The sequence below is a fragment of the Agrobacterium sp. 22-214-1 genome, assembly GCF_053522465.1.
The window spans coordinates 137,431-150,643 of sequence record NZ_JBNWCK010000002.1 but is presented as its reverse complement, the minus strand read 5'-3'; the positions used below and the strand labels follow the sequence as shown (position 1 = coordinate 150,643).

Below are 13,213 nucleotides of genomic sequence, written 5' to 3'. Positions count from 1 at the left end.
TCCGGCAGTTATGAAAAATGACTGTCGAATATATCAAGGATACAGGGAAGCCCCGGAGGTTGATCCGAAACTTCAAGCGCGATCCACGGCGACCGATGGAGATTTACGATCCTGGGCGCCTACAAAAGTAGGTGGGCACCGTGTGTCCAGCCCCACGGGACTGGCCAGGGACAGCTCCCTTTGGATCGAGTATGGCCCCAGGGATTGTGGTTCCTGTCGGGAAGCGCAGAACGCATAGAAGATATAGGACGGATCGGAGAAAACCGCCAGAGGGCAGCGCGCGAAATTTTGCCGCCTCAGAAACCTTCAGGCCATCAATGCGCGGCGGGCTTCGGCCGCGCCAGCAGTTTTTCGGTAATCCCGTTCAGGCGGTCGGCCAGATCGCCGATGGCGAGCGCCACCATCTCGTCCGATTTCGCCCGGTGCTCGGCCATGCCGTCGCGGTTGCGGGAAAGGGATGCGACTTCCCCTTCCAGCTTCTCGATCTTGCGATTGAGTTCGGAAAGCTCGTCCATCACCATGATGCCCGCCATGACGGTCAGGCGAAGATCGCCAATTTCGCCGAACTGGCTCTTGAGGTGCCCGACATACCGGTCGAACCTCGTCGCGAGATCGGTCAGATGGTCTTCCTGCCCCGCCTCGCACGCCATGCGATAGGCCTTGCCGTCGATCATAACTGTGACTTGCGCCATGAGCCCGCTCCTATCGATCCAGCACCGCGCGGATCGTCTCCATCGCCGTCACCAGCCGGCGGGAAACCTCGCGGTTGACTTCTTCAAGACGATTGGCGCGAAACTCGGCCTGATCCAGCTCATGCGCGAGCCTTGCGCGGTCGACATGGACCCGCTTGACCTCATTATCGATCTCGCCCGTCTCCCTTTGCCGCTCGATACGCATATCGATGGCATTTTCGAGATTTGTGATGGCAGCATTCAGCTCCGTCAGCGCAGATTGTACGGTCTTGTCAGCCGACATCGTTTTTTCCAACTCGCACGCCACCGGCCGAATCGTCCGGTTTCAGGCCTTTTCAACAATCACGAGGTTATTACCCGATTTACCATCCCGTCAATCAAACCAGTGCATTGAGACGTTTTGCTCTGTGGATGAACGAAGAGGCGGCAGCGCCTATCGCACGGATTTTGTCAGGATGCCCGATTTTCTAAACGATTTTTTCTCCCTCAGCGAACCGCAAACGCCCGTGGATTTATTGACTTGCCGGCCTCACCTGCTATGGATCAACCCGCTTTTTGGATAGTTGCGTAAAACTATCTCCTTTCACCCGGAAACAGACGGAAAAGCCATGATTTCTCGCGACAAACACAACCGGATGGCAAATGCGATCCGATTTCTTGCCATGGATGCAGTGGAGAAGGCCAATTCAGGCCATCCCGGTCTGCCGATGGGCGCCGCTGATGTCGCCACCGTTCTCTTCACCCGTTACCTGAAATTCGATCCCAAGGCGCCGCTCTGGGCGGATCGCGACCGCTTCGTGCTGTCGGCAGGTCATGGCTCGATGCTTCTTTACTCGCTGCTCTATCTGACGGGCTACGAGGACATGACGATCGACGAGATCAAGCGTTTCCGTCAGTTCGGTTCCAAGACCGCCGGCCACCCCGAATATGGCCACGCGACCGGCATCGAAACGACGACCGGCCCGCTCGGCCAGGGCATCGCGAACGCCGTCGGCATGGCGATTGCCGAACGCAAGCTGGAAGAGGAATTCGGCTCCGACCTGCAGAGCCACTTCACCTATGTGCTCTGCGGCGACGGCTGCCTCATGGAAGGCATCAGCCACGAAGCCATCGCGCTTGCCGGCCACCTGAAGCTCAACAAGCTCGTTCTGTTCTGGGATGACAACAACATCACCATCGACGGCGAAGTCGGCCTCTCTGACAGCACCGACCAGATCGCCCGCTTCCAGGCCGTTCACTGGAACACCATCCGCGTCGACGGCCACGATCCGGACGCGATTGCCGCCGCCATCGAAGCCGCGCAGAAATCCGACCGCCCGACCTTCATCGCCTGCAAGACCGTCATCGGTTTCGGCGCGCCCAACAAGCAGGGCACCCACAAGGTTCACGGCAACCCGCTCGGCGCCGAAGAAATCGCCGCCACCCGCAAGCATCTGAACTGGGAAGCCGAAGCCTTCGTCGTTCCGGAAGACGTGCTCGATGCATGGCGTCTCGCCGGCCTGCGCTCCACCAAGACCCGCCAGGACTGGGAAGCCCGCCTTGAAGCCGCTGAAGCCGGCAAGAAGGCCGAATTCAAGCGCCGCTTCGCCGGCGACCTGCCTGGCAATTTCGACAGCGCCATCGATGCCTTCAAGAAGAAGATCATCGAAAACAACCCGACTGTGGCCACCCGCAAGGCCTCGGAAGATTCGCTCGAAGTCATCAACGGCGTCCTGCCGGAAATGATCGGCGGTTCGGCTGACCTGACGCCGTCCAACAACACCAAGACCAGCCAGATGAAGTCCATCACGCCGACGGATTTCTCTGGCCGTTATCTGCATTACGGCATCCGCGAGCACGGTATGGCTGCCGCGATGAACGGCATCGCGCTCCATGGCGGTCTCATCCCCTATGCCGGCGGCTTCCTGATCTTCTCGGATTATTGCCGTCCGTCGATCCGCCTTGCAGCGCTCATGGGCATCCGTGTCGTCCACGTTCTGACGCATGATTCCATTGGCGTCGGCGAAGACGGCCCGACCCACCAGCCGGTGGAGCAGATCGCAGCCCTGCGCGCCATTCCGAACCTGCTCGTCTTCCGCCCGGCGGATGAAACCGAAACGGCGGAATGCTGGCAGCTGGCTCTCGAGCAGAAGCATCGTCCTTCCGCGCTGGCCCTTACCCGCCAGAACCTTGCGCCCTCGCGCAAGGAATATGAAGAGAAGAACCTCTCCGCTTACGGCGCTTACGAACTCGTCTCCGCCAGCGACGCCAAGGTTTCGATCTTCGCATCCGGTTCGGAAGTCGAAGTGGCGCTGAAGGCCGCCGCAACGTTGAAGGACAACGGCGTTTCCGTCCGTGTCGTTTCCGTTCCCTGCTTCGAGCTTTTCAAGGAACAGCCGGAAACCTATCGCAACGCCATCATCGGCAAGGCTCCGGTCAGAATAGCGGTCGAAGCCGCCATCCGCCAGGGCTGGGATTATTTCATCGGTAACGACGGTGCTTTCGTCGGCATGCACTCCTTTGGAGCGTCCGCGCCGGCGAAGGATCTCTTCAAGCACTTCGGCATCACGGCGGAAGCCGTCGTCGCCGCAGTCGAGGCAAAACTTGCGTGAGGGCTTCCCAGGCCCTCACCATTCAGCAAAGACCACGCCCATTCTTGTTCGGGAGACTGTAAATGACTGTAAAAGTTGCCATTAACGGCTTCGGCCGCATCGGCCGCAACGTCCTGCGCGCCATCGTCGAATCCGGCCGCACCGATATCGAAGTCGTTGCCATCAACGACCTCGGCCCGGTTGAAACCAACGCGCACCTGCTGCGCTACGATTCGATCCACGGCAAGTTCCCGGCCGATGTGAAGGTCGAAGGCGACACGATCATCGTTGGCGGCGGCAAGCCGATCAAGGTTACGGCTGTTCGCGATCCCGCAACGCTGCCGCACAAGGAACTCGGCGTCGACATCGCGCTGGAATGCACGGGCATTTTCACCGCCCGCGACAAGGCGGCCGCTCACCTGACGGCCGGCGCAAAGCGCGTCATCGTTTCGGCTCCGGCTGACGGCGCAGACCTGACGGTCGTTTTCGGCGTCAACAACGACCAGCTGACGAAGGACCATCTGGTCATTTCCAACGCGTCCTGCACCACCAACTGCCTCGTGCCGGTCGTGAAGGTTCTCGATGACGTCGTCGGCATCGATCATGGTTTCATGACCACGATCCACTCCTACACGGGCGACCAGCCGACGCTGGACACCATGCACAAGGATCTGTACCGCGCCCGCGCCGCAGCCCTTTCCATGATCCCGACCTCGACGGGCGCCGCCAAGGCCGTTGGCCTCGTTCTGCCGCACCTCAAGGGCAAGCTGGACGGCACCTCGATCCGCGTTCCGACCCCGAACGTTTCGGTCGTCGACTTCAAGTTCATCGCCAAGCGCGACACGACGGTCGAGGAAATCAACGAGGCGATCAAGTCTGCCGCCAACGGCAAGCTGAAGGGCATTCTCGGCTATACCGAAGAGCCGCTGGTTTCCCGCGACTTCAACCACGACAGCCATTCCTCGATCTTCGCGATCGACCAGACCAAGGTCATGGAAGGCAAGTTCGTGCGCGTTCTGTCCTGGTACGACAACGAATGGGGCTTCTCCAACCGCATGTCGGACACGGCCGTCGCCTTCGCGAAGACCATCTAAGCAGGCATCGCTTCCATAAAAAAACCGGCAGGAACAATCCTGCCGGTTTTTGTTTGCCTGAAAAATGCCGGCGGGAGTGAGGGATCCCGCCAGCGTCGATCCCGAAGCAAGGCGGGGCGCTTCGGATCGAAAACCGTCACTGGCCAAGCGACGATGCAAGCCGTCCCTCAACCAGCCGGAAGAGGCACGCGCATTCGTCATTTTCTATTGTTGATAATGACCGGACCGGAATTCCCGGCACTGCTCCAGATCGTATCGAAAGTCTGTTGCCTCAATTCGCTTTGCTGCATGGAGAGTTTCATCATGCAGTCGGCGAAATCCCGCGAGCCCTCGTAATAGCCGAAGACGCGACAGCGCTCTCGTTGCGCGGCCATGTTTTCTGCCGTCTGCTCCGTACTCGAGCAACCCGAAATTATCGGGCTGGCCGCCAGCAGCATCATAAAGGTAGATATCCGTTTCATCCGATCGCTCCGATCATGGGTAAAGCAATTCGGAGGCGAGAACTAACGCAGCTGCATTGTCTCTATGTTACGCTCAAACACCGGCTGATGAATTGTTTCTGCAGAGTATGTGCCGCTTCTCCAGGCCTTGCATGTTTTCCCTGCACGCCGAAAAAATTCCAATTTCCTGCCTTTGTCTGGTCCATTTTGAAACGGACAAGGAGAACAGGGATAACGGTCGTGCGCAATGCACTTCGGCCCTGCCGTATCATTCGATACACCCCGCCTTGCGTCGCCTTTCAACGCCAGCAGAAACAGCGCTGACAGACCGCAACCCGTGGCGCATTGACTGCAGACGCGCAGAGCATTCATTGCGCCACGGGTTGCGGTCTATCAACGCGGTTTGAATGAGGCGGTGGACGTGGAATCATTTTATCTTCTGTTGCTGGTCGCAACCGTTCTCGTTCTCGTCGCCGCCTTTTCCAGCCTCATCGCCTTCCGTTTCGGCGCGCCCCTCCTCTTGCTTTTCCTGATGATCGGCCTTGTAGCCGGTGTGGACGGCCTCGGCATCGAATTCACCAACAATCCGCTGGCTTATATGCTCGGCTCGCTCGTGCTTGCCGTCATCCTCTTCGATTCCGGGTTCGGCACATCTATCCAGTCCTTCCGGCTTTCCGCAGCACCCGCCGTCGCTCTCGCCACAGTCGGCGTCATCCTCACATCCGTCTTTTTTGCCGGCGCGGCGGCCCTGCTGCTCGGGCTTTCATGGCTTGAGGGCCTGCTGCTTGGCGCCATCGTCGCCTCCACGGACGCGGCGGCCGTGTTCTTCCTGCTGCGCATCGGCGGCATCCATATCCGCGATCAGGTGCGTTCGACGCTGGAAGTCGAATCCGGCACCAACGATCCGATGGCGATCTTCCTCACCATCGCCCTGGTCGAAATCATCGCCAAGGGCCAGGGGCTGGCCGGCATCGATAGCGGCTTTCTGCTGCTTTTCATCGAGCAGATGGGCCTTGGCGTGATTTTCGGCCTGCTCGGCGGCGTCATGATCGCCACCGTCGTCAACCGTTTCGCCGCCGACCGCGGGCTGGCGCCCATCTTCGTGCTGGCGCTGGCGCTGCTGGTCTTCTCCTTCACCGGCACAATTGGCGGCAGCGGTTTTCTGGCGGTCTATGTGGCAGGCATCGTTGCCGGCAACCGCCGGATTTTCGCCAAGGAAACCATTCGCCGTTTCCATGAGGGGCTGACCTGGCTTGCCCAGATCATCATGTTCCTGATGCTCGGCCTGCTCGCCACCCCGTCGCAGTTTCCGGCAATCGCCATTCCGGCCGTGCTGCTCGCGCTGTTCCTGATCTTCGTCGCCCGCCCGCTCGCGGTCTGGCTGAGCCTGATGCCCTTCAACTATACCCAGCAGGAAACCTCCTTCGTGGCATGGGTGGGCCTGCGCGGCGCGGTTTCCATCCTGCTCGCCATCATGCCCATTCTCGGCGGCCTTGACGATGCGCAGGTCTATTTCAACGCCGCTTTCATCATCGTGCTGGTGTCGCTGCTGGTGCAGGGCTGGACCATCAAGCCGGTAGCGACGAAACTCGGACTGATCGTGCCGCCGCGCATGGGCGAGGTGGACAAGCTGGAGGTGGACCTTCCCGGCACCGCCAATCACGAACTGATCTCCTACCGGGTCGCCAAGGGCAGCGCCATCATGCAGGGCGAACGTATTCCGCGCTGGGCCATGCCCTCGCTGGTGGTGCGCGACGGCAAATCGATCCGCTACCAATATGCCGGACGGCTGCGCGAGAACGATCTCGTCTACCTCTTCATCGCGCCCGGCTATTCCCGCCTGATCGACCGACTGTTCGCCAGCGCCCTGCCGGTTGCCGATGACGACGCCGATTTCTTCGGCACCTTCGCGATCTCGCCCGCCCGTCCAGCGAAGGAGCTGGACGCAGCCTATGGTCCCGGCCTGCTTTCGCCCGCCGAACAGGCGATGAGCGTCGCGGAACTCATCGAGGCCCGTCTTGCCGGAAAGGCCGATTATGCCGACCGCGTGCGCCTCGGCTCCATCGTGCTGATCGTCCGCACATTGGACGAACACGAGGCGATAACCGGTGTGGGCATCTCCCTCGAACCGGTGGAACCGGCCACCAGCCTGCCGATCTTCATCAGCTTTTCGGAAATCCTCAATCGTGTGCGCAACCATCTGGCAGAGAAGCGCCAGCCACACTCCGCCAACGTTGAAGAAAGCGCCCCCGCCGCTCCGAATACAGTGAGAGAAAATGAGGCCTGACCGGCTTGCGTCGTCAATCAGGCATAGTATGGTCCGTGCCGAACTCGCAACAAATCAGGATCGACCTATGCCCGCTTTCAAGACCCTCGACGACCTCAACGACATTGCCGGAAAGCGCGTTCTCGTCCGCGTTGATCTCAACGTGCCGGTCGCAGATGGCAAGGTGACGGACGCAACCCGTATCGAACGCGTTGCGCCGACCATTCTGGAATTGTCCTCCAAGGGCGCGAAAGTCATTCTGCTTGCCCATTTCGGCCGTCCGAAGGGCGAACCGGTGGCCGATATGTCGCTTTCCCAGATCGTGCCCGCCGTCGAGGAAGTGCTGGATCACGCCGTTTCCTTCGCGACCGACTGCGTCGGTGCGCCGGCGGCGGATGCCGTCGCGAAACTGAACGACGGCGATATCCTGCTTCTGGAAAACACCCGTTTCCACAAGGGCGAGGAAAAGAACGACCCGGCCTTCGTCGAAGCTCTGGCAGCCAATGGCGATATCTATGTGAACGACGCCTTCTCCGCCGCCCACCGCGCGCACGCTTCCACCGAAGGCCTTGCACGCCACCTGCCCGCTTATGCCGGCCGCACCATGCAGGCCGAGCTTGAGGCTCTGGAAAAGGGTCTCGGCCAGCCAGTCCGTCCGGTCGTCGCCATCGTCGGCGGCGCCAAGGTTTCGAGCAAGATCGATCTGCTGATGAACCTCGTCAAAAAGGTCGATGCCCTCGTCATCGGCGGCGGCATGGCCAACACCTTCCTCGCCGCCCGCGGCGCGCAGGTCGGCAAATCGCTGTGCGAGCATGATCTCGCAGAGACCGCAAAGCAGATCATGATCGAGGCTGCTACATCCGGCTGCGCCATCGTTCTGCCGGAGGACGGCGTTGTCGCCCGCGAATTCAAGGCCGGTGCGGCCAATGAAATCGTCGACATCAACGCCATTCCCGCTGATGCCATGGTTCTCGATGTCGGCCCAAAATCGGTTGAAAGCATCAAGGCCTGGATTTCCCGCGCCGAAACGCTGGTCTGGAACGGCCCGCTCGGCGCCTTCGAAATCGAGCCCTTCGACGCGGCGACCGTTGCCGCTGCAAAACACGCGGCGGAATGCACCAAGGCCGGCAAGCTCGTCTCCGTCGCCGGCGGCGGCGATACCGTTGCCGCGCTCAACCATGCCGGCGTTTCCGAGGATTTCTCCTATGTTTCGACGGCCGGCGGCGCCTTCCTCGAATGGATGGAAGGCAAGGAATTGCCGGGCGTTGCCATCCTGACCGCCGCCAAGTAAACTCATCCTACTTGCCTGACACGAGGCCGGACAAGCCATGCTTGTCCGGCCTTGCTTTTTGGTAAGCGGCACCGGGAGGAAAAGTTTCAAACGATTGAAATCATTTCAATCGTTTCAATGAGTTAGCGTGCCATTTCCCTGCCCTGGAACTTCTGTTATCGGAAATTTATTGTGCCTTGGGAGAATAGCAAATGACCGAACGTCTCGAAGACATCGCAATCAAAATGGTCGCCGACGGCAAGGGCCTGCTCGCCGCCGACGAATCCACGGGAACGATCAAAAAGCGTTTCGACAGCATCAATCTGGAGTCCACCGAGACCGCCCGCCGCGATTATCGCGAGATGCTGTTCCGTTCCGACGACGCCATGAAGAAATACATCTCCGGCGTCATTCTTTATGAAGAGACCCTGTTCCAGAAGGCCGCCGACGGCACGCCTTTCGTGGATATCATCAAGGCGGCCGGCAGCCTGCCGGGCATCAAGGTGGATATCGGCGCCAAGCCGATGGCTTTCCACCCGCATGAATTCATCACCGAAGGCCTCGATGGCCTTTACGAGCGCCTGCGCAAGTATCATGAGGCCGGCGCCCGTTTCGCCAAATGGCGCGGCGTCATCACCATCGGTGAGCAGCGTCCGAGCTGGGGTTCGATCAAGGCAAACTCCCAGTCGCTCGCCCGTTACGCCGCCCTCTGCCAGCAGGCGGATATCGTGCCGATCGTGGAGCCGGAAGTGCTGATGGACGGCGAGCCGGGCACGCATGACATCGACCGCTGTGCGGAAGTCACGCAATGGGTTCTCCAGACCGTCTTCGCGGACCTGTTCGACGCCCGTGTGAATCTTGAAGGCATGATCCTCAAGCCGAACATGATCATCGACGGCAAGAAGGCCCGCAAGGCTTCCGTCGAGGAAGTGGCGGAAAAGACCGTGAAGGTTCTGAAGGCGACCGTGCCTTCCGCCGTTCCGGGCATCGCCTTCCTTTCCGGCGGCCAGTCCTCCGAAGAGGCAACGGCGCATCTCTCTGCCATGAATGCCGGCTACGACCTGCCCTGGTCTCTGACCTATTCCTACGGCCGCGCGCTTCAGGATACGGCCCTCAAGACATGGGGCGGTAAGCAGGAAAACGTCGCCGCCGGCCAGCGCGCCTTCACGCACCGCGCTGCGATGAACAGCCTCGCCGCCAAGGGTAACTGGAAGCAGGAACTCGAAAAGGCAGCCTGAGGCTGACAGAGAACATCAGATAAACAGCAGCCGCCCCAACGGGCGGCTGCTTCGTTTGATAAAGCAAGATCATCCGTATTCCGTCACCCGGACCCAATCGTCTTTCATTTTACCTGACTGACAATTCTCAACCGTTTTGATTGTGCATCGCTACCTGCGTGGAAGCATGTCCACCATGGGCAGCCTTATCCGCTCAAGTCGTGCGACCTGACGATTTTATGACCGTCATTGCCGCAATAGGCAGCGGATGCGCTCCCCGACTTCTCCAGCGCATAGCGCCAGACCATCCGGATCGCCCGGCGTCATAAGCGCTTTCGTCTCGACCGGCTCTCGAAAAGCCCCGGAAATTGCTGCGCGCTCGTTACATCACAGATAAATTTCAATCAATTATAGTATGATCCACTATGTGGACCTATAAACATGCGATGAAAACCGCGCAATACTGCATTTATACAGTTGATTTCGGCACTTTTCCTGTGTATCCCAAACGCATAGTTTTTTAACGGTCCATATTGTGGAGGCAATATACCGCTAGTTTCAGGCTTTTGGAGGGGTCTGGCCGGTCTGGCAATGACAGATATATCCTGATGCGTCGGTCATGATATTGGCCTGGACGCGGATAACTCTCTTTGTCTGCCGCAGTCCGTTGCGAAGGTTGTTCTGTGGGAGAGGAGGCCCCGATGACCATGACCGCAAACGCGAATGACGACGTATTTGTACTCGACGGAGAGCTGTTGCATACGGGGCCCGTAACAGGCTCGTGGTTCATGCGACCCGTCGAGGCCGTGGCGGCGGTGCTGCTGGCGGTGATGATCGGCCTGCTTCTGCTGGGCGTGACATCGCGTTATGCCCTGCATTTGCCAATCGTCTGGATCGATGAAACGGCGTCGTTGAGCTTCCTGTGGTTTGCCATGCTGGGTGCGGCAATTGCCATCGACCGCAGCGAGCACCTGCGACTGACGCTGTTTCTCAACATGTTTCCGCAGCGCATTCTGGGCTATGTCAATTCGCTCGCGCTTGTGCTGGTGGCGACATTTCTTGCGGCGATTATCAAGCCCGCGATAGAATATGCCATCGAGGAATGGGTCGTCACCTCGGCGGCGCTGAATATTCCAATGTCCTTCCGCGCCGCGGCCTTGCCGGTTGGCGCCTGTCTGATGCTGCTGCTGGTCCTCAACAATCTCTTTCGCAGGGAAAATCTGCGGGACATCATCGCAGCCGTTGCCACCGTCACGCTCGCCTCCGGCCTGCTCTATCTGGCATCGCCGACGCTCGAAACTTTCGGCAATTTCAATCTGGCGATCTTCCTCGGCCTGTTCGTGGCGGTGTTTCTGGTGGTGGGCGTACCGATCGCCTTCTGTTTCGGCCTTGGAACCCTCGCCTACCTGACCTTTACCACCTGGGTTCCGACCATCGTGATGATCGGGCGCATTGACGAGGGCATGTCGGGCATCATTCTGCTCTCGGTTCCGGTTTTCGTGCTGCTGGGCTGTGTGCTCGATGCCACCGGCATGGGCAGGGCGATTGTCGAGCTGCTATCCTCGATGTTCGGCCATATTCGCGCCGGCATGTCCTATGTGCTGCTCGGCTCGCTGTTTCTGGTCTCGGGCATTTCCGGCTCCAAGGTTTCGGATATGGCGACGGTTGCACCGGCGCTGTTTCCGGAAATGAAGCGCCGTGGCCACAAGCCCAAGGAAATGATTGCGCTGCTCGCCACCGGCGCCGCCATGGCCGATACGGTTCCGCCCTCCATCGTGCTGATCGTTCTCGGTTCGGCGGCGGGCGTGTCGATTGCCGGCCTGTTCACCTCCGGCTTCATGATCGCCATGGTGCTGCTTCTGGTGCTGGCCGTGCTCGCCCGCTGGAAGGCGCGGCATGAAAACATGGAAGGCGCAAAACGCACCCCGTGGCCGCTGGTCGGCAAGGCAGCGCTGGTTGCCGCACCGGCGCTGGTTCTGCCCTTCCTCATCCGCAGCCTCGTCGGCGGCGGCGTGGCGACGGCAACCGAGGTTTCCACCATTGCCGTGCTCTATGCGATGATTATCGGTGCGGTGCTTTATGGCGGCATCAGCCTCAAAAAGCTCTATTCCATGCTGGTGGAGACGGCCGCCCTTTCCGGGGCGATCCTGCTGATACTCGGCTGCGCCTCGGCCATGGCCTGGGGGTTGACGCAGAGCGGCTTTGCTTTCCAGTTGACCGCGATGATCACCGGTCTGCCGGGCGGCTGGATGACCTATATGATCGTGTCGATCCTGATTTTCATGATCCTCGGCTGCGTGCTGGAAGGCCTGCCGGCAATCGTATTGCTCGCACCGATCATGTTCCCCATCGCCCGCACGCTTGGCATCAACGACATCCATTATTCGATGGTGGTGGTGGTCGCCATGAATATCGGCCTGATGGCGCCGCCCATCGGCATCGGTTTCTATATCGCCTGCAAGATAGGCAATGTTTCGCCTGATGAAGCCATGGGCGCCATCTGGCCCTATCTCGCAGCCATGGTCATCGGTCTGCTGCTGATTGCGGCAATTCCGGGCTTCTCGACAATTCTGCTTTGAGACCGTGGCGGGTCCACCCGCCACGCCGATGAATGACACATGCTTTTATTTTGGGAGGAGAAAGCAATGAATATCAACAGACGTACCGTGTTGGCCGGCGCCGGTTCTGCCGTTCTTGCCACCGCTTTTGTGTCGCGCGCCCGCGCTGCGCAATTCAATTATAAATATGCCAACAACCTGCCTGCCGCGCACCCCATGAACATCCGCGCCAAGGAAGCGGCTGACCGTATCGCCAAGGAAACCGACGGCCAGGTGAATATCAACATCTTCCCCAGCAGCCAGTTGGGCGCTGATACGGATGTGTTGAGCCAGGTACGCTCGGGCGGCGTTGAATTCTTTACGCTTTCGCCACTGATCCTGTCGACGCTGGTGCCGAATGCATCCATCAGCGGCATCGGCTTCGCCTTCCCGAACTACGATTCGGTTTGGGCGGCCATGGATGGCGATCTCGGCAAATATGTGCGCGGCGAAATCGCCAAACAGAACCTCGTTGCCATGGACACCATCTGGGATAACGGCTTCCGCCAGATCACCAGCGCTTCGAAGCCCATCGCCACGCCGGCCGATCTCGAAAGCTTCAAGATCCGCGTGCCGGTAAGCCCGCTTTGGACCTCGATGTTCAAGGCCTTCAAGTCGGCCCCAGCCTCGATCAATTTCGCTGAAGTCTACACCGCCCTGCAGACCGGCGTTGTCGATGGCCAGGAAAATCCGCTGGCGATCATTTCCACCGCCAAGCTGTTCGAAGTGCAGAAATTCTGCTCGGTCACCAACCATATGTGGGACGGCTTCTGGTTCCTGGCGAACAAGCGCGCCTGGGAGCGCCTGCCGGATGACCTGCGCGCCATCGTTGCCAAAAACCTCAATCAGGCCGGCAAGGACGAGCGGGCCGATGTGGCGAAACTCAATGCCTCGGTGAAGGAAGACCTGATTGCCAACGGCATGACCTTCAACGACACCGACGCCTCACTCTTCCGCGCAACCCTCAAGGAAGCCGGTTTCTATTCCGAATGGAAGGGCAAATATGGCGATGAAGCCTGGGCCATTCTCGAAAAGGCCGTTGGCGCCAGCCTGACCTGATCGGTCCG

At 59.7% G+C, this 13,213-nt stretch carries 10 protein-coding genes and 1 other RNA gene; 7 read left to right on the top strand and 4 right to left on the bottom strand.

The genetic code is table 11. The features are described from left to right. Positions 1-76: 76 nt before the first annotated feature. The 3 genes from ssrS to ACQZ5G_RS10450 all read right to left on the bottom strand — a co-directional run bounded on the left by ssrS (position 77) and on the right by ACQZ5G_RS10450 (position 975). A non-coding RNA gene (ssrS, locus tag ACQZ5G_RS10460) (6S RNA) lies at positions 77-235 on the bottom strand. Positions 236-314: 79 nt separating this feature from the next. Continuing rightward, the gene (locus tag ACQZ5G_RS10455; RefSeq protein ID WP_003523207.1) at positions 315-692 is read right to left on the bottom strand and encodes a cell division protein ZapA; all 378 of its coding nucleotides are present in this window, start codon (positions 690-692) and stop codon (positions 315-317) included. Between the two features lie 10 nt (positions 693-702). Further along, positions 703-975 (bottom strand): DUF4164 domain-containing protein, encoded by a 273-nt coding sequence (locus ACQZ5G_RS10450; RefSeq protein ID WP_035263131.1) that lies wholly within the window; start codon positions 973-975, stop codon positions 703-705. Positions 976-1,300: 325 nt separating this feature from the next. On the opposite strand from ACQZ5G_RS10450, the gene tkt reads away from it, so the two are divergent. Together tkt and gap are read left to right on the top strand one after the other, a co-directional pair. After that, positions 1,301-3,283, top strand: coding sequence for a transketolase (gene tkt / locus ACQZ5G_RS10445; protein WP_174058042.1), 1,983 nt, complete (start codon positions 1,301-1,303; stop codon positions 3,281-3,283). Positions 3,284-3,345: 62 nt separating this feature from the next. Continuing rightward, entirely contained in the window at positions 3,346-4,356 is a 1,011-nt protein-coding gene (gap, locus tag ACQZ5G_RS10440) for a type I glyceraldehyde-3-phosphate dehydrogenase (protein WP_003523203.1), read from the top strand. Positions 4,357-4,553: 197 nt separating this feature from the next. Here gap and ACQZ5G_RS10435 read toward each other — a convergent pair whose 3' ends face one another. Further along, the gene (locus ACQZ5G_RS10435) at positions 4,554-4,817 is read right to left on the bottom strand and encodes a hypothetical protein (RefSeq protein ID WP_448737737.1); all 264 of its coding nucleotides are present in this window, start codon (positions 4,815-4,817) and stop codon (positions 4,554-4,556) included. A gap of 400 nt (positions 4,818-5,217) precedes the next feature. Between ACQZ5G_RS10435 and ACQZ5G_RS10430 the strand changes: the two genes are divergently transcribed. The 5 genes from ACQZ5G_RS10430 to ACQZ5G_RS10410 all read left to right on the top strand — a co-directional run bounded on the left by ACQZ5G_RS10430 (position 5,218) and on the right by ACQZ5G_RS10410 (position 13,205). Further along, on the top strand, positions 5,218-7,083 hold the full coding sequence (locus ACQZ5G_RS10430) for a potassium/proton antiporter (RefSeq protein ID WP_448737738.1): 1,866 nt from the start codon (positions 5,218-5,220) through the stop codon (positions 7,081-7,083). A gap of 67 nt (positions 7,084-7,150) precedes the next feature. Further along, on the top strand, positions 7,151-8,353 hold the full coding sequence (locus tag ACQZ5G_RS10425; RefSeq protein ID WP_448737739.1) for a phosphoglycerate kinase: 1,203 nt from the start codon (positions 7,151-7,153) through the stop codon (positions 8,351-8,353). A 191-nt stretch (positions 8,354-8,544) separates the two neighbouring features. Continuing rightward, entirely contained in the window at positions 8,545-9,570 is a 1,026-nt protein-coding gene (locus tag ACQZ5G_RS10420) for a class I fructose-bisphosphate aldolase (RefSeq protein WP_003523197.1), read from the top strand. A gap of 680 nt (positions 9,571-10,250) precedes the next feature. Next, positions 10,251-12,128 carry a TRAP transporter large permease subunit gene (locus tag ACQZ5G_RS10415; RefSeq protein WP_448737740.1) on the top strand — a complete coding sequence of 626 codons (1,878 nt, stop codon included), beginning with the start codon at positions 10,251-10,253 and terminating at the stop codon, positions 12,126-12,128. 66 nt (positions 12,129-12,194) lie between these two features. Continuing rightward, positions 12,195-13,205, top strand: a complete 1,011-nt coding sequence (locus ACQZ5G_RS10410) for a TRAP transporter substrate-binding protein (RefSeq protein WP_448737741.1) — start codon at positions 12,195-12,197, stop codon at positions 13,203-13,205. Positions 13,206-13,213 lie beyond the last annotated feature (8 nt).

Excerpts from the sequence above, each read along its gene's own strand:
- ACQZ5G_RS10455 (WP_003523207.1), bottom strand. The coding sequence starts at position 692 with ATGGCGCAAGTCACAGTTATGATCGACGGCAAGGCCTATCGCATGGCG.
- ACQZ5G_RS10450 (WP_035263131.1), bottom strand. The coding sequence starts at position 975 with ATGTCGGCTGACAAGACCGTACAATCTGCGCTGACGGAGCTGAATGCT.
- tkt (WP_174058042.1), top strand. The coding sequence starts at position 1,301 with ATGATTTCTCGCGACAAACACAACCGGATGGCAAATGCGATCCGATTT.
- gap (WP_003523203.1), top strand. The coding sequence starts at position 3,346 with ATGACTGTAAAAGTTGCCATTAACGGCTTCGGCCGCATCGGCCGCAAC.
- ACQZ5G_RS10435 (WP_448737737.1), bottom strand. The coding sequence starts at position 4,817 with ATGAAACGGATATCTACCTTTATGATGCTGCTGGCGGCCAGCCCGATA.
- ACQZ5G_RS10425 (WP_448737739.1), top strand. The coding sequence starts at position 7,151 with ATGCCCGCTTTCAAGACCCTCGACGACCTCAACGACATTGCCGGAAAG.
- ACQZ5G_RS10420 (WP_003523197.1), top strand. The coding sequence starts at position 8,545 with ATGACCGAACGTCTCGAAGACATCGCAATCAAAATGGTCGCCGACGGC.
- ACQZ5G_RS10415 (WP_448737740.1), top strand. The coding sequence starts at position 10,251 with ATGACCATGACCGCAAACGCGAATGACGACGTATTTGTACTCGACGGA.
- ACQZ5G_RS10410 (WP_448737741.1), top strand. The coding sequence starts at position 12,195 with ATGAATATCAACAGACGTACCGTGTTGGCCGGCGCCGGTTCTGCCGTT.